Genomic DNA, 21,545 nt, shown 5'->3' on the forward strand with positions numbered 1-21,545 from the left:
GGTCATCCTACTTTCGGGTCGTCATCGCCCTGGTCGGGCGTGAAGTCGAGGGTGCGCGCGATGATCTGCGCGGCGACCTCGCGGACGCTGTGCCCGGAGGTGAAGGCGTGGACCCGGATGGTGAGCAGGGCCTCGTCGGGCGTGGACCCGGTCTGGGCGATGACCATGCCGGTCGCCTGATGCACTTCGCGCCGAGAGAGCGCAGGATCGCGGATCGCGACTCCGGTGTCGGCCTCGCCGAGCGCCCGCGCGACGACGGACCGGGCCAGGAGGGTCGAGAGACCCGTCGCGAGCCGCAGCTGCTCCGCCTCCAGGTGCACCGAGGAGCCGCTGTAGAGCGAGACCGCACCGATGCTCAGCGTTCCCACGAGGAGGGGGACGGCGACGACCGAGCAGACCCCCACGCGGCTCACCGCCGAGGAGAAGAACGGCCAGGTCGCCTGGTCGGCGTCGTCGGCCGCCTCCATCCGCACCGGGCGCAGGGTGCGGTAGGCCGTCCAGCCCGGCCCCTCGCCGAGGTCGATCTGCGCGCCGTCGAGGTCGGCCGCCCGGGTGCTGCTGGCGACGAGGGTCTCGATGTCGAACGGACGACCGAGCGCGGAGGCGGCGGCGTCCTCGACGGGCAGGAGGGTGACGAAGGAGGAGAGCAGGGCACCGATATCCGGGTCCTCCCCGGATCTCGACGAGAGCTGGTCGTCGCGGATCACGGGAGAAGACGGTAGCGGGCTGGAGGCCGGGACATGGCGGGGACCTTCGATCATCGTCCGATGACGAAGCTCCGCAGTATCAGGGCGCGCACGGGTGGTGCGAGTATAGCGGCTCGGGCCGTCGATGGGTCGGGGACGACGGATCCGGGTCTGGTGCGCGAGCGGAACTCTGCTCTAACGTGTCAGACGGCGGCCTTGACCCTGTTGCCACGCCACGACGTGCGACCGAACAGGGACGGGCTGATGACGCACACCGCACGGACGAGCGGCATCCCCGGCACCGACTGCGCGGCGCTCGAGGTCCTCTCCGACCTGCTCGCCGCGCTGAGCGACCCGGGTTCCATCCATGCAGGCCTCGCCGCGACGGTGTCGGCGCACGCCAGAGCGCTCCGGGACGCGACGCCGCCCGGACCTCAGACCGACGACCCCCGCGGGCGCGTCTTGAGCGGCACGACCGGCAGCTCCGCCAGCGACGGCGAGACGAATCCGGTCACGTCCGAGTAGTGCTCGTCCTCTCCCGAGCGCACGAACGACCAGCACTTCAGCGACGCCGGGCGCCCGCTCAGGGGGAGTGGGCTCGCCTCGACCACGATCGCGGAGGCCGAGCGGTGCACGACGCGGACGGGCACGGTCCGGCGCCGGCCGTCGACCGTCCAGCTCGCCGAGGCCCTCAGCCGGTCGCCCTGGCGGTCGATGCCGACCGAGAGCACCGAGCGGAAGTCCTCCGACGCGGCGCCCATCCCGATCTGGAAGTCGGCACCCGCGCCGTCGAGGAGGAACACGACGTCGAGCCCCCGCGCGTGCCGGACGGCGTAGGTCGCCGAGAGCACCCCCCGGCCGAACGAGGCGGCCCGGTCCTGTGCGTCCTCGAGATGCTGCCGTGCTTCGAGTTCCTGCATCCGATGCTCCTTCGCGCTCGGGGACCGCCGCGGAGTCCCGGACGGAACCGTACCGTACCGCTCGACCCTCGTCAGGGGGTCCGGACTGTCCGGTCTGCGAGCAGGTCGCCGCGCCTAGGATCGCCCCGTGCCCGATGCCTCGTTCTCCGCCCGCTCCGCCGTGCTCGACGCCCTCGCGACGCCGGCGCTCGTCCTCGACGAGGCCATCCTCGATCGCAACATCGCCCGCGTGGCGGCCTGGGCGCACGAGCGCGGCCTGGCGCTGCGGCCGCACGCCAAGACCCACAAGTCGGTCGAGATCGCCCGGCGGCAGCTGGCCGCCGGAGCGGTCGGCCTCACGGTGGCGACCGTGTCGGAGGCGGAGGTGTTCGCCGCGGGCGGGGTCGAGGACCTCTTCATCGCCTACCCGCTCTGGCTCGACGCCGAGCGGGCGGGCCGCCTCCGGCGCGTGCTCGAGCGCGCCAGGGTCAGGGTCGGCGTCGACTCGGCCGAGTCGGCCCGGCGACTCGCCGAGGCGATCCCGGAGCAGGAGCGCTCGGCCCTCGAGGTCGTCGTCGAGATCGACTCCGGTCACCACCGCAGCGGGGTGCTGCCCGGCGAGGCCGGAGCGATCGCGTCCGCTGCGACCGAGGCCGGCCTCGAGGTCGTCGGCGTCTTCACCTTCCCCGGCCACAGCTACGCGTCCGAGCAGCGGGCCTCGGCGGCGCGCGACGAGGCGGAGGCGCTCGGCGCGGCCGCCGCCTCCCTCGCGCAGGCGGGCGTGCCGGCCCGCGTGGTGAGCGGAGGGTCGACTCCCTCGGCCGCCTTCGCCGACGCGGCGGTGCTCACCGAGCTGCGCCCCGGGGTCTCGGCGCTCGGAGACGCCCAGCAGTGGGAGCTCGGGACGATCGGGCTCGACTCCCTCGCCGTCACCGTGCTCGCGACGATCGTCTCGCGCCGCGGCGACCACCTCATCGCCGACGCCGGCAGCAAGGTGCTCTCCTCCGACCGGGGTGCGGCGTCGACGGGCTTCGGCCGTCTGCCCGAGTTCCCCGACGCGCGCATCACCGTGCTCTCGGAGCATCACGCGACGATCACCGGAGTCGATCTGCCGCTCGGCACGCGGATCAGGATCGCGCCGAACCACGTGTGCGTCGCGGTGAACCTGGCGGACGAGTACCGCGTGCTGCTCGGCGACGGGGGCGGAGCCTCCTGGCCCGTCGACGCGCGCGGCCGCAACAGCTGACTCCCGGGGCTCAGGCCGGCGTCACCCGGGGGATCCGCAGGCCGACGAGCGACGTGAGCCCCAGCAGGACGAACGCGGAGGCGAACGCGGCGGTGGGCGAGGCGGCGTCGGCGAGCGCTCCGGCGAGCAGCGGGCCGATGACTCCGCCGAGATCGGACGCGGCCTGGAACACCGACACCGGGCGACCTCCCCGCTCGCCCGCCGCATCGCCCACGAGAGCGCCGGGAGCGGTGCCCATGAAGGCCGCCGCTGCGCCGTAGACGCAGAGCAGGACGACGAGCAGCCACAGCTCCGACACGAGCGGCATCGCCAGCATCGCCGCGGCGGCGACGGCGAAACCGCCGATCAGCGCGGGGCGGCGGCCCACCGTGTCGACGAAGCGCCCGGCGGGAGCGAGCGCGATCGTCTGGACGACCGCCGCGATGGCGAAGGCGATGCCGGTCCATGCGGGCCCGCCGTCCAGACCCTCGACGACCAGCACGGGGACGAGCGTCGCGCGCACCCCCATCGCCGACCAGCCGAGAGCGAAGTTCGCGAGCAGGGCGCTCTGGTAGCGGCGATCGCGCGCGACCTCGAGCAGCGGCTTCGTCACGGCCCCCGACCGCAGCGCCGCGTCGTGCTCGGGCCGCCTCAGCAGCACGAGCCCGACCAGCCCGGCGACGGCCAGGGTGCCCGCGTAGAAGAAGAAGGGCGCGGTGAGCGAGATCGCGGTGAGCACACCACCCACCGCAGGCCCGGCCATTCCGCCGAGCAGGAACCCGCCCTGGTAGAAGCCGATCGCTCGTCCCCGCCGCTCGGGCGCCGCCGTGCGCAGGAGGAGCGTCATCGCCGCGACCGAGAACATCGCGGAGCCGATCCCGCCCGCTCCGCGCAGCAGCAGGAGCTGCGGGTAGTCGGCCGCGATGCCGACGAGAGCGCTCGACGCCGCGACGATGCCGATGCCCGTCGCGAGCACGACGCGCTCGCCGAGCCTGTCGACGAGCGGCCCGACGAACGGGTTGGCGATCAGGCGCATCAGGGCGAACGCCGAGACGACCGCTCCGAGCTCGGTGAAGCCCACTCCGAAGCTGCGGACGTAGGTCGGGAGCACCGGAACGACCACGCCGAAGCCGAGCATCACGAAGAAGGCGACGACTCCCAGGACGAGCACGTCGCGGGGGAGCCTGTCGCGGTCGTGCCCGTCGCGGTCCGCGGGCCTGCGTCGGAGCTGCCACGGGAATCGCACCCGTCGACGCTACCCCGTGGTCGCGGGTGCGCCGGGCCGCACCGGGAATGCCTCCGCGGTCTCGACGTTGTCGCAGGGGATGACTTCGACACCTCAGCACTCCTCCCTCCGCCCGACCGACGCCGAGCGCCGCGCCCTCGTGGTCGGCGCCACCGGCATCGGCGGCTCCGCCCTCGTCGACCTGCTCACCGAGCGCGGCTGGCCGGTCACCGCGCTCTCGCGGCGGCCCATCGACGAGCGCCCAGGGGTCACCCCGCTCTCGGCCGACCTCCGATCGGCCGACGACCTCGCCCGGGTCCTCGCCCACGAGCGGCCGACGCACGTCTTCTTCACCGCCTGGTCGCGCCAGGCGAGCGAGGAGGAGAACATCGCGGTCAACGGCGGGATGGTCCGCGACCTCCTCGCCGCCCTCGCGCACGCTCCGCTCGAGCACGTCGCCCTGGTGACCGGGCTCAAGCACTACCTCGGCCCGTTCGAGGCCTACGGACAGGGCGCGATGCCCGACACGCCCTTCCACGAGGAGGAGGCGCGGCTGGACGCCCCGAACTTCTACTACGCGCAGGAGGACGAGCTCTTCGCCGCCGCCGCCCGAGACGGCTTCACCTGGTCGGTGCACCGCTCGCACACCGTCATCGGCCATGCCGTCGGCAACGCGATGAACATGGGGCTCACCCTCGCCGTCGCCGCGTCGATCCACCGCGAGCTCGGCACGCCGTTCGTGTTCCCCGGCTCGCTCACGCAGTGGAACGGCCTGACCGACATGACCGACTCGACGGTGCTCGCCGAGCAGATGCTGTGGGCGGGCACCTCGGAGGCGGGCCGCGACCAGGCGTTCAACGTGGTCAACGGCGACGTCTTCCGCTGGCGCTGGATGTGGACGCGGCTCGCGGACTACTTCGGCGTCGAGCCCGTCGGCCCGGGTGAGGAGCCGCAGCCGCTCGAGGAGCAGATGAAGGGGGCGGGAGAGGTGTGGCAGCGACTCGTCCGCGAGCACGACCTGGTCGAGCCCGACCTCGATCGCGTCGCCTCCTGGTGGCACACCGACGCCGACCTCGGCCGGAGGATCGAGGTGGTCACCGACATCAGCAAGTCGCGCCTGGCCGGATTCACGCTCCACCACCGCACGGTCGACTCCTTCACCGCGCTCTTCGACCGCTACCGCGCGGAGCGCCTCATCCCGTAGCGGGTAGCCCGGCCCGGCCCTCCGGACCCCGTCCGGACGCCCGCTCGACGCCCACCGGACACCTCGGCGACACCGTGCGTCTCCCCACCGTGCCTAGCGTCACGGCATGGCGGAGGCGGTGGGTACCAGGTGATCGAGCGGGTCGACCCGTTCATCGGCACCGAGGCGACGCTGCTCCCCGAGCCCACGGGGCTCGCGGCCACCTGGTGGTCGCCGAAGCCGCAGATCGGCAACACGCATCCCGGCGCGACCTACCCGCTCGGGATGGTCTCGGCCTGCTCGTACTCGGGCGCCTACCCGACCGGGTACGGACGCTACGACCTCGCGCTCGAGGGGGTGCCGCCCACGGTGCAGGACGGGCTGGTCGCCTCCGGGTTCACCCACTTCCAGCAGTCGGGCACCGGCGCGATCCGCAAGTACTACAACTACCTCCGCGTCACGCCGATGCTCGAGCCGCTCGACGAGCTCGGCCGCAGCTGGGAGCTCGAGGACGAGGTCGCCGAGCCGGGCTACTATGCGGCGACCCTCTCCTCCGGGGTGCGCGCCGAGCTCACGGTCGGGCCCGCGTCCGTGGTCCACCGCTACACCTTCCCCGAGCACCGCAGCGCGCGCGTGGTCGTCGACCTCTCGCTCGGCGGCCTCGCCATCCCCTCGGGAGCGACGATCCCGCTCCGCGCGCAGCTGCACTCGATCTCGCCCGGGGTCGCCGCGGGCGAGGTCGTGATGGAGGGTGCGCCCCTCGCGGTCCACCTCGAGTGCGACGCCCTGCGCTGGCGGCAGATGCTCTGGTACGACCGTCGGCTGATGCCGGGCGGCACCCGCCTCGACTTCGACCACATCCGCCCGACGACCCTCCGCCCGTTCGGCCTGATGTGGGCGGGCCCGAGCACGGCCGGGCAGACGGTCGAGCTGCGGATGGGGTTCTCGCTGCGGGGCACCGAGCGGGCCCGCGAGAACCTGCACCGCGATGTGCCGCCGACGGGCACCGGCTTCGAGCAGCGCCGCGACCGCACCCGCAAGACGTGGCGCAAGCGGCTGCGCTCGATCGCGGTCGACACGCCCTCGACCGAGCGCGAGACCGTCTTCTCGACGGCGCTCTACCACTCGCTCATCAAGCCGTGCCTCGCCCCCGACGAGAGCCCGTTCTGGCCCTCCGACGGACCGTTCGTCTTCGACATCAGCACGATGTGGGACATCTACCGCACGCAGCTGCCCCTGCTCACCGCGCTCGTCCCCGACCGCGCGGTCGAGATCGGTGCGGCGCTGCTGACCATCTGCGAGGAGGAGGGCAACTTCCCGATCGGCTACCGGATGGCCAAGGGGAGCGATCGCTTCTCCCGTCAGGGCAGCGCTCTGGCGCACACCTTCCTCGCCGACCTCTGCCGCCTCGGCGTCGCCGGCATCGACTGGGAGGCGGCCCTCGTGCACATGTCGGAGGACCTCAAGCGCACCTACGGCGAGGAGTTCCTCGCGGCCGGGGAGGCGCACCCGATCAGCCACACCCTCGACCTCGCCCACGGCTACTGGTGCACCGCGGTCGTCGCGCGCCACGTCGGCGACCGGGTGCTCGCCGAGCAGCTCGAGGAGCGGGCCGCGCAGTGGGTCAACGCCTACGATCTCCGCTCGGGACTGCTGAAGGACTCGACCTACTACGAGGGCACCCGCTACAACTACTCGTTCCGCCTGCTGCACGACATGGCGGGCCGCATCGCCCTGAGCGGAGGCGACGAGGGCTTCCTCGCGCAGCTCGACGACTTCTTCGGCTACGGCGCCGAGCCGGTCGTGCAGCCGGGCCTGCGCCCCGACCGGGCCGAGATGCTCGCGGGGGCCGCGCTCGGGCGCTTCGAGGGGCTGAACAACGAGCCCGACATGGAGGCGCCCTGGGCCTACCACTACGCCGGCCGCCCCGACCGCACGGCCGAGATCGTGCACGGCGTGCTGCACCAGCGTTTCGGCGCGGGCCGCGGCGGCCTGCCCGGCAACGACGACTCCGGCGGGCTGAGCTCGTGGTACGTCTGGGCGAGCCTCGGGCTCTTCCCGGTCGCCGGGCAGGGTCTGCTGCTGGTCAACGCCCCGGCCTTCGCGCGCGCGTCGCTCGCGGTCGGCGGCGCCGACTTCGAGATCCGCACCACCGGCTTCGTCGAGCCGGTGCCCGGCGGGCCCGTCCAGTACGTCCAGTCGGCCGAGCTGAACGGCGCACCCCTCGAGGCGAGCGTGATCAGCACCGCCGAGCTGCATCGCGGCGGCGAGCTGACGCTGCACCTCGGAGCAGAACCCGTCGGCTGGGGGAGCGCTCCCGCGCACCGGCCGCCGTCGTTCCCCCTCACGTAGTCCCACCCCCGATCACCGATCACCCCGAAGGAGACCCATGGACCAGAGCACGCACGACCACACCGTGCAGAACCGACTCGTCATCGTGGTCCGCGCGGATCCGGTGATCTGCGGGCACTCCGTCGAGGCGCGGAACCTCGCCGAGACGGCCCGCGAGCGCGGCTTCGACGAGGTCCGCATCGTCACGTGGCCGATCGAGCGCCTGCAGGCGGCCGGCCTCCCGCTGAAGCCGCTGGACGCCGTGCTGCCCTACAGCGACGGGATCATCGTCGAGCGGCCGGAGCCGGTCGGCGACTACAAGGTGCCCGACGGGCGCTACCTCGCGGGGATGGTCGGACGCCTGGTCGAGCTGTTCACCGACGGAGTGCCGACGGTCTGCCTCTCGCTCTACCTCAGCCCGCACACGATCGCCGTGTCGGATGCGCTGCGCGCGGCGTGGAGCACGGGACTGCCGGTCGACGTCACGACCGTGGCCGAGGCCGTCGGCTCCGACGTGACGAACGTGGTGCGCCGAGCGGTCGAGGAGGGGCGCCTGGGCGCCGCCGCCCACATCTTCGCGTCGTACCTGTCGCAGGACCACTGCGTCGCCGTGTCGGAGTACACGCGCGACCTCATCGTCGAGGAGGCGGAGCGGATCGACGCCGCCCACGGCACCCGCTTCGCCGAGCAGTGCCGCGCGCGCATCGAGATCTCCTACCCGGCGATCGACTCCGACGCCTACACGGGCCTCGACCCGGCGGTGGTCGACGAGGTCGTCCGTGCCAGGGGCCTCCGGACCGACGGCTACGTGCTCTTCCTCTCCCGTCTGACCGAGGCGAAGGGCGTCGAGGATCTCATCGGCGGCTTCGAGCGCAGTCGCGTCCACGACGATCACGAGCTCGTGATCGCCGGTCGGGGTCCTCAGGAGGCGGAGCTGCGGCGCCTCGCGGCCGCGTCACCGCTCGCGCACCGCATCCGCTTCCTCGACGACGTGGGCGACGCCGAGAAGCCCTACCTGATGGCCGGATGCTCGGCGTTCGTGCTCCCGAGCAAGCCGCGACCCGAGTTCGTCGAGACCTTCGGGATCGCGCTGGCCGAGAAGATGCTGGCCGGCGGGGGTCCGATCATCACGACCCTCACGGGCGGGATCGGCGAGGCCATCGGCGAGCACGCGTTCATCACGCCCGTCGACGACCCCGACACGATCGCTGCGCTGCTCGATCACGCCGTGCTCGAACTGGACGCCGAGGACCGGGCCCGTCGGGCGCTCGCGGCCCGCGAGTACGCCCTGCAGTTCGACCGCCGGACCGTCTTCGACCGCCTCTTCGCCCGGATCCCGCGTCCGCTGCTCGCGGAGCACGCGCTCGAGGCGGGCGAGGGCGTCGAGGTGGGCGGACTCTAGGAGCGCGCCGGGTCGTCGGCAGGAAGGGTCGAGTCCTGCGCGAGCAGCCAGAGGCGGTGGCGGACGAAGCGGAGCGTGAAGCTGCGGCGCTCGCCGCCCCCGTCGCGCTCGGCGAGCACCCTGATGCCGAGGACGGCGACGACGCGCCAGTGCTCGAGGCCCTCGGAGACGACGGCGGTGAAGACGTCGCCCGGGCACACATCCAGACCCGCCTCGCCGCCGTTCGCACCCTCGGGATCGATGGCGGCCTGCGCTTCGCTGGACGTGTCGATGGTCATCCTGCCGACTCCTGAGCCTGGCGGACCTCCGGTGGCGCTTCGGGGCGTCACGCGCCGGCCGTCGGATGCTCGAGAGGGGGCTCGGCATCCGACGGACGGTCATGCGCGCGACTCACGGGGACGAGCCCGCCGAAACGTCCCTGAGTCGCACTCGAAGTGTAGGGGTGCCGGGGACAGGGTGGCGCGAAATGTCAAGTACTTGCGAGGGAGTTCAGATCTCGATCGGACAACTGTTGGATAACGGCGCCGGGGATCAGGCCGCGGGCTCCTGGCGGATCGGCAGGGCGGCGGCCGAGCCGGCGGGCTCGGGGACGATGCGGAGTCCCGCTCCGCTGTTCGCACGCTCCATCAGGGCCTCGACCCACTCCGGGTTGATCGTGGGCTGACGGCTGCCCTTGAACTCGAACTGGATCGGGATGGTCGGGTGCATCCACACGCCGCGGCGTCCGGTGCCGGCCTGCGGGCTCGCATCGAGGGTGAGCAGGAAGCGCTCGTCCCGGCGGAACTTGTTGATGATGACGATCTGCAGGTGCGCGAGCGCCCGGTCCTCGACCTCGATGGCGGCGGGAGGCGTTCCGTACAGGATGGAGCCCATGATCTTCTCCGATCAGACGAGTGACGGTGCGCGACCACCCTATCGCTAGACAGACTTCCTACTAGTCAAGCTAGTTAGCCCTCGTCGGAGAGTGACGGACTGTTCAGGCGTCGATCACCCGACGGACACCTCCGGGGTCGCGCGGGAGCCTGTGTCAGGCGCGGCGGCGCTGGGTGCTGCCGACGGCTCGGTCGAGGTCGACCTCGACGTCGTCGAAGGCGGGCTCGCCGGACTCCTCGAGGTCCTGAGCGGGCTTCTCGACGATGTCGCGCATCGTCTGCAGGAAGTCGATCACGGTCGTCGCCTCCTGGCCCGTGAGGCGCTGGGCGGCCTCGAGCATGCGGCGGTGCATCTCGTCGAGCGTCTCGCGCACCTCTCGATGGGAGGTGGGGGTCGCCACGATGCGGATCGCCCGCCGGTCGCTCGGATGGGGCTGGCGCTCGACGTGCCCGCTCTTCACGAGGCGGTCGATCAGGACCGTCGTCGAGGCGGAGGAGATGCCGAGGTACGCGGCGAGATCCTTGGGGCTCACGTGCTGTCCCGACTGCTGCCGGCGCATGAGGAACTGCACCGCGAGCAGGTCGTTCTCGCCCATCCCCATCGAGCCGCGGGTCCGTCGGCGCATCGCCGTCTCGGCGGTCCGGAACGCGCGCATCGCCGCCAGCACCTCGACCGCGCCGGGCGCACTCGCCTCGCCGGGATACCAGAAGGCCCCGGGGCGGTCGGTCCCGGCCTCGTCCATGAGAAACAGTCTAGGCATTCACGTAGCAAGAACATCTAGCGGTAACGAACCCTGTCCAGATGCTTGTGCGGGGGGCGTCCAGGGGGTACAAATCGCATAGCTAGTTAGACAAGCTAGCGAATTCGACCGGACCAACGAGACCGCGAGGAGTGTGACGTGATCGACTGCTGTGTCGACCGACTCCTCGGTGCAGTGCTCGTCGAGCGCTACCTCCTCCTCGACCGCGTCGGAGACGGCGGGACCGCCTCCGTGTACCTGGCGAGGGATCTGCTCCTCGACCGCTCCGTCGCGGTCAAGGTCCACCGGGCAGCGGCCGGATCGCCGGAGGAGGACGCCCGCCGCGACCGCGAGGGTCGGCTGCTGGCCGACTCCCGGCACGCCTCGATCGTCGAGATCCTCGACCGGGGCCGGGTCGCGCTGCCCGAGGGCGAGGCGTCGTTCCTCGTCCTCGAGTACTTCGACGCGGCCGACAGCGCAGCGGCCTGGTTCACCTCGGCCGACGAGCGGGCCGTCGCCGACGTGGGCGCGCAGGTCGCCGAGGCGCTGGCGCACCTGCACGAGCGCGGCGTCCTCCACCGCGACGTGAAGCCCGAGAACGTCCTCGTGCGCTCCCGCGCCCTCCCGGTCGGTGCCTCGACGAGGGAGGCGAAGCTGAGCGATCTCGGCACCGCGCGTTCGCTCGACGATCCGCCCGTCGGCGCGCCGGGCACCGTGGTCGGCACCGCGGCGTACCTGAGCCCCGAGAGCCTCGGATCGGGCGTCGTCGCCGCCGCCTCCGACGTCTACTCCCTCGGCCTGGTGCTGCTCGAGGCGCTCTCCGGCCGACGCGCCTACAGCGGCACCACCCTCGAGATCTCGCTGCAGCGGATGCACCACTCCCCGGTCATCCCGGCATCCGTGCCGATGCGCTGGCGGTCCCTGCTCGGAGCGATGACGGCCCTGGACCCGGCCGACCGCCCCTCGGCACGCGACGTGGCCCGTCGCCTCTGGGCGGAGGTGCAGGACCTGCCCGCGAGCACGGCGCCCGCCGCCCCCTCTCGCGTGCACCGCCTGCTCGCGGCCACCGCCGCATTGTCGGTCGGAGTGCTCTCGACGCTCACTCTGATCGGCTCGCCGGGCTGACGCGCTCTCGCAGCGCTCGCCGAGGGTCGCTGCCGTAGCCTCCGAGTGACCCACGAACGGAGCCGCTCCCATGACCCCGCGCCGCCTCTTCCGCCTCATGTCGATCGTCGAGGCGGTGACCTGGACGCTCCTCCTCCTCGCCATGCTGCTCAAGTACGTCGTCGGAGTCGGCGACTGGCCGGTCAGCGCCGCCGGCCCGATCCACGGCTTCGCGTTCCTCGCCTACGGAGCGGCGGCGCTCGTCCTGGCCGTCAACCAGCGCTGGTCGGCGGGAGCGACGCTGCTCGCCCTGGCCTCGGCGGTCGTGCCCTACGCGACGGTACCGCTCGAGCGCGGATTCGAGCGCCGGGGGCTGCTCGAGGGTCCGTGGCGGCGCGAGGCCGGGTCCGACCCGCGCGACCGGAGGATCCTCGGCCGGCTGCTCCGCTGGGCGCTCGGACGCCCCGTTCTGGCCGGTGCGCTGGTGCTGGCCGCCGTCGCCGCCGTCTTCACCGCGCTTCTGGTCGTCGGGCCTCCCGGAGGCGGCGAGGCCTGAGGCCGACGCGTTCGCGCGCGACTACGCGAGCGCCCGGACGCGGTTGTTGCGGGCGCCGTGCTCGAGCTCGACGAGGCCGAGGTGCTCGAGGAGCGGCGGCAGGTAGACGCCGAAGCGCCCGCGGTAGCCGCGGCGCAGCCCGTACCAGCCGCCGACAGGGTTCGACTCGTCCCGGCCGAACGCCTCGACGCTCCCCGCCGGAGCCGGCTTGCTCTCGTCCGCGCCGCCCAGGGCCACCCAGTCGCCCTGCTCGAGCAGCCAGGTGTGCAGATCGGTCACAGCGCGCAGCTGGTAGCTGAGCCGCGTCGAGCCGACCGTGCAGACCAGGGTCTCGCCGTCGCGGTGAATCGTGTAGGCGGAGGTGCCGGGCGCGGTGGTGAGGGGGATCGGGGCGTCTGCGCCGCCGAGCGTGGAGGTGATGTCGGACATGGGGGCGAGCGTACGCGCGTGCCGCACCGGGCGGTCCGCCGCGCCGCGTGGTGCGCCGCAGTCGAGTGGACGCTGTCGTCCCGGAACGGTGGCGGCTCGTCTGCCGGTCGGTCGCGGCCCTCCCTGCTGGTCGAGTAGCCGCGCGGGGGAGTATCGAGACCCACCTCCTCATGCAGGTGGGTCGAGAGACGTCCGGTCCGTCAACTCTTCGTCGAGCGGCTGCGCAGCGGAGTACCCCGCCCTCCGGCGCCGGGCGGGCAGGAGGCTGACGTTCGTCGAGAGGTGGGTCTCGAGACGCCGCCTGCGGCGGCTACTCGACCAGCAGGCAGGCGGGTGACGAGCGCTTCCGGGCCGCGACCTGTTGGTCGAGTAGTCCCGCAGCGGCGCATCGAGACCCGCGCTCTCAAGCAGGAGAGTCGAGAGGCGTCCGGTCTGTCAGCCGTTCGTCGAGCGGCTGCGCGGCGTATCGCGACCCACGTCCTCCGCAGGTGGGTCGCGGGGCACCCACGGCGCTGCCTTGCTGGTCGAGCAGTGAACGACGCGCTCTCCTCGCTGGCGGCGGGCGGGCAGGAGGCTGACGCTCGTCGCGCGGTGGGTCTCGATACGCCGTCGGCGGCGGTTACTCGGCCAGCGGGTGGGCGGGCGACGAGCGACGAGTGCTTCCCGGCCGCCCGCTCCGCTGCCTGCTGGTCGAGGAGCCGCGCAGCGGCGTATCGAGACCCACGTCGCGCGGGTGGTTCAGAAGGGTGGCGGGTCGTCGAAGCGCGGGCGTGGGGGTGGTCCAGGTGGTCGGCCCGGGAGCGCGGGTGGTCGGGTGGTGACGCGGCGCCCGGTCGGGGTGGTCCACTCGGCGGTGCCGTCGGGGTGGAGGGTGTAAGTCCAGCGGTCGCCGTGGCGGACGTGGTGGTGCGCGACGCACAGCGAGGCGAGGTTGTGGAGGGCGGTGGGGCCTCCGTTGCGCCATTCGATCGTGTGGTCGGCTTCGGCGCGGGACGCGGGGCGGGTGCAGCCGGGGAAGCGGCAGGTCTGATCGCGCAGCTGCAGGTGGAGCCGCATCTGCGGGGGTGGAAGGCGGTGGGTGCGTCCGACCGAGACGACCCTGCCGGAAACCGGGTCAGTCAGAACCTGGGTGAACGACGATCCGGTGGCGGCGAGGTCGCGGGCGAGGTCGGCGGGGATGGTTCCGTAGCCGTCGAGGTCGGCGGGCGCGTCGTCGAGTCCCGCCGCGGTGCTCGCAGGCAGGGTCAACCGGATCTCCGCGCGCACTCCGGGCACGAAGGCGGGCGCCGGGCGGTCGGCATCGCGGTCGACGGGAGTGGTGCCGGTGATGACGCCGTCGCAGAGGAGGTCCGTCAGGGCGTCGGCGCGCAGCTGCGCGAGAGTGCGCTCATCACCTCGGATGCTGCCGGCGCTTCCGTCTTCCGTGCCGTCGCGGAGGATCCGGGCGATGCGGTCGAGGCGGTCGAACGCGCCGATCGCGGCTGGCGCCGGAAGGTGGGCGCACAGCGTGGCCATGCCGTCGACCTCGGGAGTGATCCAGACGGCGCGGTCCTCCCGCGCGCGAGCGTGCCGCTCGGCGAGGGGCTGCTCGTGCAGCTCATCGCGGAGCCGGTCAGCGGCGCGCCGCAGCTGCGTCGGCGTCATCCGCGCGGCCAGCTCCGCGGCGCGCTCGTCGAACTCGGCACGAGACCCGACGGGCAGGGTGGACGCGACCCGGCAGATCACCTGCCCCGACTCCCACCGCAGCCGCGCCTCCGCCAGGGCAGCACGCGTCACCGGTAGGTCCTCCATCAGCAGCTGCGCGTGCTCGAGCTCGCGCGACGCGACCCGCTCCGACACCCCCAACGCGACCGCGAAGTCCGCCCGGATGGACCGCTCGACCAGATCCGTCGTCTCACTGCGCGACAGACCCCGAGCGAACGCCTCCGGCCACGCGAGCACCGCCCGGTACCCGGCGTACAGCTCCTCAGCGGCCGCCAGCAGCACCGGCGCTGCGGAGCGGGCGAGCTCGGCCGCGCGGTCGCCGTGCGCGCGCACCTGCGTGAGCGCCGCCTCCGCCGTGCCGATCTGTGTCATACGTGTATTGAACCAGCGACCACCGACACTCACTCGCCCACAGCGAGCACGCCGGACAGAGCGGCTCCGATCCGCCCCTGTGGAGGAGCGAGGGCGCGCCCGCCTACGCCGTCTCGACGTCGATCAGGATCTCGGCGGCGCGGCGGGCGTGCAGCGCCGACTCCGGGGTGCCGGCGATCGCGGCGGTGGTCTGCGCGCCCTCGGCGAGGATCGCGAGCTGCGCGGCGAGCTCGGCCCCGCCCCCCGCACCCTCGGCGAGGGTGGCGAGGAAGCGCTGGAAGGACTCCTTGTGCTCGCGGGCGAGCTGCGCGACGGCGGGGTTCGACGAACCGAGCTCGCCGAAGGCGTTGATGAAGCCGCAGCCGCGGAACGAGTCCTCCGAGAACCAGTCGAACAGGAAGTCGTAGATCGCGAGGAGCTTGTCCCGGGCGCCGGAGGCCGACTCGACGCGGGCCAGGACTCCCGCTGTCCAGTGCTCGTGCCGGCCCTGGAGGACGGCGACGACGACCGCCTCCTTGCTCGCGAACTCGGAGTAGAGGCGCTTGAGCGAGACGCCGGCGGCGGTGCGCAGCTCGTCCATCCCGACGGACTGGATGCCCCGCTCGTAGTAGAGGCGGTCGGCCGCCGCGAGGATCGCGTCGCGGGGAGCGCGGTCGTCGAGGGTCTGGGTGGGCATCCTCCCATGGTAGGCGCTCAGGGAACGGGCGTTCTCGGGGGATGGCAATCGGGGGTCGGGCGGTGCCGCGTCGATGTCGGAGGCGGCTGCTAGCGTCGGCCCCCTCGGACGACGACAGCGAGAGGCGGCGCGGATGGTTCTGGCGATGCAGGCCGACGACTTCGGGGGGCCGGCCGCCCTCCGGCCGGTCGAGGTCGACCCGGGAGACCCTGGCCCCGGACGGGTGCGGCTGCGGGTGCGGGCGGCGGGTGTGAACCCCTCCGACGCCAAGCTGCTCTCGGGAGTGTTCGGTCGGGGCCGCACGCCGGTCCGGCCGGGCAGCGAGGTCGCAGGAGTCGTCACGGCGGTGGGATCCGACGCGATCGGGCCGCTCGGCGAGGTCGGCGTCGGCGACGAGGTCGTCGCCTTCAGGGTCTCCGGCGGCTGGGCCGAGGAGGTCGTGGTTCCCGCGTCCTCCGTGCTGAGCAAGCCCGCCGCCCTGGGCTGGGCGGCGGCGGCGGGGCTCCTGCTGACCGGGACGACCGCCGTGCACCTCCTCGAGGCCACACGGGTCTCCGCCGGCGACACGGTCCTCGTCCACGGAGCGAGCGGAGCCGTCGGCTCGCTCGTCGTGCAGCTCGCTCGCGGCCGCGGTGCGCGGGTGATCGGCACGGCGGGGGAGCGCGGTGAGGCCGTCGTGCAGCGGTTCGGCGGCGAGCCCGTGCGCTACGGGCCCGGCCTCGAGGAGCGCGTCCGTCTGCTCGCACCCGACGGCGTCGACGCCGCGCTCGACACGGCCGGCACCGAGGAGGCGCTCGACGTGTCGGTCGCGCTCGTCGCCGACCGCTCGCGCATCGCCACGATCGCCGGCTTCGAGCACGCGGCAGCGCTCGGCGGAGGGATCCTCCTGCTCGGCGGCGGCCCCGGCGCCGATCCCGGGGCGGCTCTCCGGGACGCCGCCCGTGCGCCGCTGCTCGAGCGGGCCGGCCGCGGCGAGCTCGAGGTGGTCCTCGGTCCCTCCTTCGCGTTGCGCGATGCTGCGGAGGCGCTCGCACTCGTCGCCTCGGGCCGCGCCGGCGGCAAGGTGGTGCTTCTCCCCTGACGCCGCGCGATCCGGCCCTCACGTCGAGCGACGCGGCACAGGGCAGCGCGGTGCTCCAGCTCGACGCGAACGGGCCGTTCGATCGCGCCGGAGCCGCGAGCCTCCTGCGGAACCATGCGCTCCCGGGCATCGACAGGGTCGCCGACGACGGCCGGCGCCTCGAGCGCCTCCTCACGGTCGACGGCGGACTGCACCCGGTCGCGATCCAGCTCACGGAGACGGGCGTCAGGGTCGAGACCGCATCGCAGGTCGCCCCCGCGGTCGCGGCGCTCGTGCGGGCCTGGTTCGACCTCGACTCCGACCTGATCGCCATCGGGGCCGAGCTGTCGCGCGACCCGCTCCTGGCCCCGCTCGTCGCCTCCCGGCCGGGGCTGCGCGCCACGCAGTACCCGGAGCCGTTCGAGGCCGCCGTGATGGCGGTGCTCGGTCAGCAGGTGTCGGTCGCGGCGGCGCGGACCTTCGGAGGGCGGACGGTCGCGGCCTTCGGGGCGGACGGCCCGGACGACCAGGACGGGCGGGGTCTGCGCACCTTCCCCACTCCGGAGGCGCTCCTGACCGGCGAGATCGAGGCGCTCCGGTCGGCGATCGGCGTCACGAACGCCAGGGCGAGGGCGGTCCGGGCGGTCGCGGCGGCCTTCGCCGCGGGCCTCGTGCTCGACCGCGACGGCGATCTGCCCGAGCAGCGGCGCCTCCTGCTCGCGATCCCCGGGATCGGACCGTGGACCGCCGACTACCTGGCGCTGCGGGTCCTCGGCGATCCCGATGCGTTCCCCGCGGGTGACCTGGTGCTCCGTCGCGCGCTCGGCGGCATCGGCACGGCCGGGGCCGAAACGGCGTCGCAGGCGTGGCGGCCGCACCGCGCGCACGCGGCGTTCCAGCTCTGGGCGTCGACGGGCGCGATGTGACGACCGGGGGCGGTGTGACGACGGGGGCAGTGTGACGACGGGCGCGGTGTGCGACTAGCTGAGGTACTCGACGTCGTCGTAGTGGAAGGGCGCGTCGTCCTCGTCGGGATCCTCGACGGGGACCTCCTCGTGCTCGAGGATGACGGCGACGCCGGGCGAGACCAGGACGCAGACCTCGCGGTCGCCGGCCACGGCGAAGCAGACCAGGTCGCCGTGCGAGCGCACCGCCTCGATCAGCCGCTTCTCGAGAGCCTCGGTGTCGAGGTCGACCGCCAGGAGGAAGCGGCGCCCGTCGATGCTCAGACTCGTGCGCTTCATCATGACCTCCTGCTCCGGGGGAACGCTACGTCGTCCCCTGCCCGGTGTGACCGGCTTGACGCGCAATGAGGACGCATGCATCCGGATGACGGCGTTCATCCGGCGTCCGGGCGCGACTCGTGATGACGGCGACCGGCCGTGCGCCGGTCCTCCTTCATCTCGGACTCGAACAGGTGCCGACGGCCGGCGGCGAGGCTCTCGCGGGCCGAGCGCTCGTGCTCGCGGAAGGCCCGGTAGTAGCCGTCGTCGTAGTCCTCGACGATCTGGAAGGTCCAGCGGCCCTCGATGACGTTGCGCCCGATGAGGTCAACCTCGAGCTCGTCGGCCAGATCGTCGTGCCCGGAGGCGCGGAACGCCTCGACCGCCTCGCCGAGGGCCAGGTCGGCCGCGCCCGTCAACCGGTGGAAGCCGTAGAGCAGGCCGCGGGCGTGCTCGACCGTCTCGAGTGCCTCCGAGAGCTTGCCCAGCGCCGCCACCGTGGCGTCGTCGAGACCGTCCGGACGCAGGTGCGCGGAATCGGGTCTGTCCTGTGAGCGGGTCATCTCGGAGAGCTTAGGCCGACCTCATTTCCCTGTGACCCCCTTGCGCCCGGGCCTCTGGAGGGGAGGCTGACGAGGCGGACGTCGTGCAGTCGACCGGCCTCGGCGACCACGGTGATGACGGTGCAGGCGGGCTGGCGCCGGCGATCGGTGGGCGAGCCGGGGTTCAGCAGACGCATCCCGCCGGGCGTGACGGTGTCCCAGGGGATGTGGCTGTGGCCGAAGACGAGCAGGTCGGTGGCGGGGTGCGCGGCGTCGGCGCGCGCCTCCCTGCCCGCGGCGGGGCCGGTCTCGTGGACGACTCCGACCCGCACGCCGCCGACCACGGCGTGCGCGACCTCGGGCAGCCGGGCGCGCAGCCCGGCGGGATCGTTGTTGCCCCACACGGCGAGGAGTCGCCGCGACCGCGCCTCGAGAGCGTCGAGGGTCGCCTCGTCGACCCAGTCGCCCGCGTGCACGACGAGATCGGCCTCGTCGACGGCCCGCCAGACCTCCTCGGGGAGCGCCTTCGCGCGCTTGGGCAGGTGGGTGTCGGCGAGCAGCAGCAGGCGGACCGGACCCTCGAGCGTCGGCGGGCTCCCGGAGGCGTCGGGCTCGAGGAGCGGCATCAGTGCGCCGGGCCGGGGGTCGGCTCCACCCCGCCGTCGGCTCCGGGCTCCTCGGCGGTGCTGGAGCCGCGCAGGCGGGCGTCGAGCGCCTCGAGCGCGGCGGCGAACCAGAGGTGGTCGCCGCGGTTCGACTCGAGGACGAAGTCGTGCAGCGCGCTCGAGGCCGAGACGTGCTCGGTGATGTCGCCGACGATCACGAGCCGCTTGCGGTAGTTGACGAACCTCTGCACGAACTCGCCCGCGATGCCGGAGCGGAGCCGGAAGAACTCGGGGTCGAGGCGGCCGACGGGCACCACGATCGTCTCGGTGTCGCCGCCGTAGGTCTCGGCGATCAGCGCGAGCGCGTCCTCGGGGGTCGAGAGCGCGCCGCCCTCGTCGTCGACGAGGAGGAGGGGGACGCCCTGGCGGGTCTCGGTTCGCATCGTCCCAGCCAACCACGTCACCGGAGCGCTGGTCAGCCTCCGGGGCGGAACGATCGCAGGCGGAGGCTGTTCATCACCACGAACACGCTCGAGAACGCCATCGCCGCTCCGGCCACGAGCGGGCCGAGCAGCCCCGCCATCGCGAGCGGGATCGCGGCGACGTTGTAGGCGAAGGCCCAGAACAGGTTGCCGCGGATCACCCCGAGGGTGCGGCGGCCGAGCCGCAGCGCGTCGGGGACGCGGGCGAGGTCGTCGCCGACGAGGGTGACGTCGGCGGCCTCGATCGCGGCGTCCGATCCCGCTCCCATCGCGATGCCGAGGTCGGCCGCCGCGAGGGCCGCCGCGTCGTTCACTCCGTCGCCGACGAAGGCGACGCTCCGACCCTGGAAGCGGAGCCGTTCGATCACGGCGAGCTTCTCCTCGGGCAGCACCTCGGCGATCACCTCGTCGATGCCGACCACCTCTGCGACGGCGCGCGCCGCGCGGTCGTTGTCGCCGGTCAGCACGAGGACGCGGACGCCGCGGTCGCGGAGCGCCCTCACGGCCGTGGCGGCACCGGGGCGAGGGCGGTCGCGCAGCACCGCGATGCCGCGCAGCTCGCCGTCCCAGCCCACTCCGACGACCGTGCCGCCCGAGAGCACCGCGCGCTCCGCCTCGTCGGAGAGGCCGCCCGACGCGTAGCCCCACTGCTCCTCGAGCCAGCGGAGACGCCCGGCGACCACGAGCCGCTCGCCGACCCTGGCGCGCACGCCGAAGCCGGCGCTCGAGCGGAACCCGGTCGCCGGGGGGACGTCGAGACCGCGCGCCTCGGCACCGCGGACGACGGCCGCAGCGAGCGGGTGCGCGGAGCCCCGCTCGACGGCGGCGAGCATCCGCAGCGCCTCGTCGCCGGTCGCCGAGACGACCTCGAAGTCGCCGGTCGTCAGCGTGCCGGTCTTGTCGAACACGACGGTGTCGATCCGCCGGCTCGCCTCGAGGACCTCGGGGCCGCGGATCAGGATGCCGAGCTGCGAGCCCCGACCCGTGCCCACGAGCACCGCCGTCGGAGTCGCGAGCCCGAGGGCGCAGGGGCAGGCCACCACGAGCACGGCCACGGCCGGCGAGACCGCCGCGGCGAGATCGGCGCCCGAGAGGAGCCATCCGACGAGGGTCGCCAGCGCGAGCAGCACCACGACGGGGACGAAGACGGAGGAGACGCGGTCGGCGAGCCGCTGCACGCGCGCCTTGCCGGCCTGCGCCTCCGAGACGAGCTGGCCCATGCGGGCGAGCGTGGTCTCGGAGCCGACGCGGTCGACCCGCACGGTCAGAACGCCGTGCGCGTTGAGCACGCCCCCCGTGACCGAGGAGCCGGGACCCACCTCGACCGGCACGCTCTCACCCGTGAGCAGGCTCGCATCGACGGCGCTCGAGCCCTCGAGAACCGTGCCGTCGGCGGCGACGATCTCACCTGGTCGCACCAGGAGGCGGTCGCCGACGGCGAGGTCCGCCGCCGGCACGCGCTCCTCGGTGCCGTCGGGCGCGAGGCGCGCGGCGTCCTTCGCGCCGAGGCGGAGGAGCGCCCGCAGCGCAGCGCCCGCGTCGCGCTTGGACCGGGCCTCGAGGTACCGACCGGCGAGCACGAGCACCGGCACCGCGGCGGCCACCTCGAGGTAGATCTCGTCGTGGCCGGACGGGGAGCCGAGCAGTTCGAACGGCATGCTCATCCCGGCGCGGCCTGCATCGCCGAGGAACAGCGCGTACACCGACCAGAGGAACGCGGCGCTGACGCCGAGGCTGATCAGCGTGTCCATCGTCGTCGACCCGTGCCGGAGCGCCCGCCAGGCCGTGCGGTGGAAGGGCAGCGCCCCCCAGACGGCGACGGGGGCGGCGAGGGTCAGGCACAGCCACTGCCAGTTCGCGAACTGCAGCGGAGGGATCATCGACAGCACCACGACGGGCAGGGCGAGGAGGGCGGAGACGCGCAGCCGGGTGCGGAGCGCCCGCCGGTCCGTGTCGTCGGCGGTGTCGGCGTCGGCGTCGGGTGCCTCCTCCGGTGCGTCGGCACGGCTCGGCACGCTCGCGGTGTAGCCGGCAGCCTCGACGGCGGCGATCGCGTCGGCCGCGGTGGTGCCCTCGGGCAGGGTCAGAGTCGCCCGCTCCAGCGCGAGGTTCACGCTCGCCGTCACTCCGGGGAGCGCGTCCAGCCTCCGCTCGACCCGGGCGACGCAGGAGGCGCAGGTCATGCCCCCGATCGCGAGCTCGAGCGGGGTTCCGGCCGTGTCGGGCACG

The 21,545-nt window shown here is 73.4% G+C and carries 22 protein-coding genes; 8 read left to right on the forward strand and 14 right to left on the reverse strand.

The features are described from left to right. Positions 1-2 precede the first annotated feature (2 nt). Together B9Y99_RS12060 and B9Y99_RS12065 are read right to left on the reverse strand one after the other, a co-directional pair. Positions 3-707, reverse strand: a complete 705-nt coding sequence (locus tag B9Y99_RS12060) for a GAF and ANTAR domain-containing protein (RefSeq protein WP_165759609.1) — start codon at positions 705-707, stop codon at positions 3-5. A 413-nt stretch (positions 708-1,120) separates the two neighbouring features. Further along, positions 1,121-1,606, reverse strand: coding sequence for a hypothetical protein (locus B9Y99_RS12065; protein WP_085476835.1), 486 nt, complete (start codon positions 1,604-1,606; stop codon positions 1,121-1,123). A gap of 127 nt (positions 1,607-1,733) precedes the next feature. On the opposite strand from B9Y99_RS12065, the gene B9Y99_RS12070 reads away from it, so the two are divergent. Further along, positions 1,734-2,831: an alanine racemase gene (locus B9Y99_RS12070; protein WP_244274889.1), complete on the forward strand. Its 1,098-nt coding sequence runs from the start codon at positions 1,734-1,736 to the stop codon at positions 2,829-2,831. 10 nt (positions 2,832-2,841) lie between these two features. Here B9Y99_RS12070 and B9Y99_RS12075 read toward each other — a convergent pair whose 3' ends face one another. Next, on the reverse strand, positions 2,842-4,056 hold the full coding sequence (locus B9Y99_RS12075; protein WP_244274890.1) for an MFS transporter: 1,215 nt from the start codon (positions 4,054-4,056) through the stop codon (positions 2,842-2,844). Between the two features lie 79 nt (positions 4,057-4,135). Between B9Y99_RS12075 and B9Y99_RS12080 the strand changes: the two genes are divergently transcribed. The 3 genes from B9Y99_RS12080 to B9Y99_RS12090 all read left to right on the forward strand — a co-directional run bounded on the left by B9Y99_RS12080 (position 4,136) and on the right by B9Y99_RS12090 (position 8,951). After that, positions 4,136-5,239: an SDR family oxidoreductase gene (locus B9Y99_RS12080; protein WP_085477386.1), complete on the forward strand. Its 1,104-nt coding sequence runs from the start codon at positions 4,136-4,138 to the stop codon at positions 5,237-5,239. Positions 5,240-5,368: 129 nt separating this feature from the next. Then, the gene (locus B9Y99_RS12085; protein WP_085476836.1) at positions 5,369-7,570 is read left to right on the forward strand and encodes a glycoside hydrolase domain-containing protein; all 2,202 of its coding nucleotides are present in this window, start codon (positions 5,369-5,371) and stop codon (positions 7,568-7,570) included. A 37-nt stretch (positions 7,571-7,607) separates the two neighbouring features. Further along, entirely contained in the window at positions 7,608-8,951 is a 1,344-nt protein-coding gene (locus tag B9Y99_RS12090) for a glycosyltransferase (protein WP_085476837.1), read from the forward strand. Here B9Y99_RS12090 and B9Y99_RS12095 read toward each other — a convergent pair. The 3 genes from B9Y99_RS12095 to B9Y99_RS12105 form a co-directional block, all read right to left on the reverse strand. Next, positions 8,948-9,229, reverse strand: coding sequence for a hypothetical protein (locus B9Y99_RS12095; RefSeq protein ID WP_085476838.1), 282 nt, complete (start codon positions 9,227-9,229; stop codon positions 8,948-8,950). The two genes, B9Y99_RS12090 and B9Y99_RS12095, sit on opposite strands and share 4 nt — an antisense overlap. A gap of 253 nt (positions 9,230-9,482) precedes the next feature. After that, positions 9,483-9,824 carry a DUF7882 family protein gene (locus tag B9Y99_RS12100; RefSeq protein ID WP_085476839.1) on the reverse strand — a complete coding sequence of 114 codons (342 nt, stop codon included), beginning with the start codon at positions 9,822-9,824 and terminating at the stop codon, positions 9,483-9,485. A 154-nt stretch (positions 9,825-9,978) separates the two neighbouring features. Further along, a complete protein-coding gene (locus tag B9Y99_RS12105) occupies positions 9,979-10,566 on the reverse strand; it encodes a MarR family winged helix-turn-helix transcriptional regulator (protein WP_085476840.1) in 588 nt (195 codons plus the stop codon). 156 nt (positions 10,567-10,722) lie between these two features. Between B9Y99_RS12105 and B9Y99_RS12110 the strand changes: the two genes are divergently transcribed. Continuing rightward, a complete protein-coding gene (locus tag B9Y99_RS12110) occupies positions 10,723-11,688 on the forward strand; it encodes a serine/threonine-protein kinase (protein WP_165759610.1) in 966 nt (321 codons plus the stop codon). A 70-nt stretch (positions 11,689-11,758) separates the two neighbouring features. Continuing rightward, positions 11,759-12,223 (forward strand): DUF3817 domain-containing protein, encoded by a 465-nt coding sequence (locus B9Y99_RS12115; protein ID WP_085476842.1) that lies wholly within the window; start codon positions 11,759-11,761, stop codon positions 12,221-12,223. Between the two features lie 21 nt (positions 12,224-12,244). Here the strand turns inward: B9Y99_RS12115 and B9Y99_RS12120 are convergent, their stop codons facing one another. From B9Y99_RS12120 to B9Y99_RS12130, 3 genes are all read right to left on the reverse strand, one after another. Beyond that, positions 12,245-12,652 carry a DUF6855 family protein gene (locus tag B9Y99_RS12120; RefSeq protein WP_085476843.1) on the reverse strand — a complete coding sequence of 136 codons (408 nt, stop codon included), beginning with the start codon at positions 12,650-12,652 and terminating at the stop codon, positions 12,245-12,247. Between the two features lie 738 nt (positions 12,653-13,390). Beyond that, positions 13,391-14,728 carry an HNH endonuclease signature motif containing protein gene (locus tag B9Y99_RS12125; RefSeq protein ID WP_085476844.1) on the reverse strand — a complete coding sequence of 446 codons (1,338 nt, stop codon included), beginning with the start codon at positions 14,726-14,728 and terminating at the stop codon, positions 13,391-13,393. A gap of 103 nt (positions 14,729-14,831) precedes the next feature. After that, positions 14,832-15,404 carry a TetR/AcrR family transcriptional regulator gene (locus tag B9Y99_RS12130; protein WP_085476845.1) on the reverse strand — a complete coding sequence of 191 codons (573 nt, stop codon included), beginning with the start codon at positions 15,402-15,404 and terminating at the stop codon, positions 14,832-14,834. A gap of 133 nt (positions 15,405-15,537) precedes the next feature. Between B9Y99_RS12130 and B9Y99_RS12135 the strand changes: the two genes are divergently transcribed. Continuing rightward, a complete protein-coding gene (locus B9Y99_RS12135) occupies positions 15,538-16,485 on the forward strand; it encodes a quinone oxidoreductase family protein (RefSeq protein ID WP_085476846.1) in 948 nt (315 codons plus the stop codon). A 50-nt stretch (positions 16,486-16,535) separates the two neighbouring features. Beyond that, positions 16,536-17,390 carry a DNA-3-methyladenine glycosylase family protein gene (locus tag B9Y99_RS12140; RefSeq protein ID WP_085476847.1) on the forward strand — a complete coding sequence of 285 codons (855 nt, stop codon included), beginning with the start codon at positions 16,536-16,538 and terminating at the stop codon, positions 17,388-17,390. A 54-nt stretch (positions 17,391-17,444) separates the two neighbouring features. Here B9Y99_RS12140 and B9Y99_RS12145 read toward each other — a convergent pair whose 3' ends face one another. From B9Y99_RS12145 to B9Y99_RS12165, 5 genes are all read right to left on the reverse strand, one after another. After that, a complete protein-coding gene (locus B9Y99_RS12145) occupies positions 17,445-17,708 on the reverse strand; it encodes a hypothetical protein (protein WP_085476848.1) in 264 nt (87 codons plus the stop codon). A 95-nt stretch (positions 17,709-17,803) separates the two neighbouring features. Further along, positions 17,804-18,250, reverse strand: coding sequence for a hypothetical protein (locus tag B9Y99_RS12150; protein ID WP_085476849.1), 447 nt, complete (start codon positions 18,248-18,250; stop codon positions 17,804-17,806). After that, the gene (locus B9Y99_RS12155; protein ID WP_085476850.1) at positions 18,247-18,855 is read right to left on the reverse strand and encodes a metallophosphoesterase family protein; all 609 of its coding nucleotides are present in this window, start codon (positions 18,853-18,855) and stop codon (positions 18,247-18,249) included. The genes B9Y99_RS12150 and B9Y99_RS12155 overlap by 4 nt, the downstream gene beginning before the upstream one ends. Next, positions 18,855-19,277 carry a DUF4180 domain-containing protein gene (locus B9Y99_RS12160; protein WP_085476851.1) on the reverse strand — a complete coding sequence of 141 codons (423 nt, stop codon included), beginning with the start codon at positions 19,275-19,277 and terminating at the stop codon, positions 18,855-18,857. Before B9Y99_RS12160 ends, B9Y99_RS12155 begins: the two co-directional genes overlap by 1 nt. Before the next feature lie 32 nt (positions 19,278-19,309). After that, positions 19,310-21,544: a heavy metal translocating P-type ATPase gene (locus tag B9Y99_RS12165; protein WP_280158316.1), complete on the reverse strand. Its 2,235-nt coding sequence runs from the start codon at positions 21,542-21,544 to the stop codon at positions 19,310-19,312. Position 21,545 lies beyond the last annotated feature (1 nt).

The organism is Rathayibacter oskolensis (genome assembly GCF_900177245.1).
Classification (GTDB): domain Bacteria; phylum Actinomycetota; class Actinomycetes; order Actinomycetales; family Microbacteriaceae; genus Rathayibacter; species Rathayibacter oskolensis.

Coding starts and splice junctions, on each gene's coding strand:
- B9Y99_RS12065 (WP_085476835.1), bottom strand. CDS start 1,606: ATGCAGGAACTCGAAGCACGGCAGCATCTCGAGGACGCACAGGACCGG.
- B9Y99_RS12080 (WP_085477386.1), top strand. CDS start 4,136: ATGACTTCGACACCTCAGCACTCCTCCCTCCGCCCGACCGACGCCGAG.
- B9Y99_RS12090 (WP_085476837.1), top strand. CDS start 7,608: ATGGACCAGAGCACGCACGACCACACCGTGCAGAACCGACTCGTCATC.
- B9Y99_RS12095 (WP_085476838.1), bottom strand. CDS start 9,229: ATGACCATCGACACGTCCAGCGAAGCGCAGGCCGCCATCGATCCCGAG.
- B9Y99_RS12100 (WP_085476839.1), bottom strand. CDS start 9,824: ATGGGCTCCATCCTGTACGGAACGCCTCCCGCCGCCATCGAGGTCGAG.
- B9Y99_RS12105 (WP_085476840.1), bottom strand. CDS start 10,566: ATGGACGAGGCCGGGACCGACCGCCCCGGGGCCTTCTGGTATCCCGGC.
- B9Y99_RS12115 (WP_085476842.1), top strand. CDS start 11,759: ATGACCCCGCGCCGCCTCTTCCGCCTCATGTCGATCGTCGAGGCGGTG.
- B9Y99_RS12120 (WP_085476843.1), bottom strand. CDS start 12,652: ATGTCCGACATCACCTCCACGCTCGGCGGCGCAGACGCCCCGATCCCC.
- B9Y99_RS12125 (WP_085476844.1), bottom strand. CDS start 14,728: ATGACACAGATCGGCACGGCGGAGGCGGCGCTCACGCAGGTGCGCGCG.
- B9Y99_RS12130 (WP_085476845.1), bottom strand. CDS start 15,404: ATGCCCACCCAGACCCTCGACGACCGCGCTCCCCGCGACGCGATCCTC.
- B9Y99_RS12135 (WP_085476846.1), top strand. CDS start 15,538: ATGGTTCTGGCGATGCAGGCCGACGACTTCGGGGGGCCGGCCGCCCTC.
- B9Y99_RS12145 (WP_085476848.1), bottom strand. CDS start 17,708: ATGAAGCGCACGAGTCTGAGCATCGACGGGCGCCGCTTCCTCCTGGCG.
- B9Y99_RS12150 (WP_085476849.1), bottom strand. CDS start 18,250: ATGACCCGCTCACAGGACAGACCCGATTCCGCGCACCTGCGTCCGGAC.
- B9Y99_RS12155 (WP_085476850.1), bottom strand. CDS start 18,855: ATGCCGCTCCTCGAGCCCGACGCCTCCGGGAGCCCGCCGACGCTCGAG.
- B9Y99_RS12160 (WP_085476851.1), bottom strand. CDS start 19,277: ATGCGAACCGAGACCCGCCAGGGCGTCCCCCTCCTCCTCGTCGACGAC.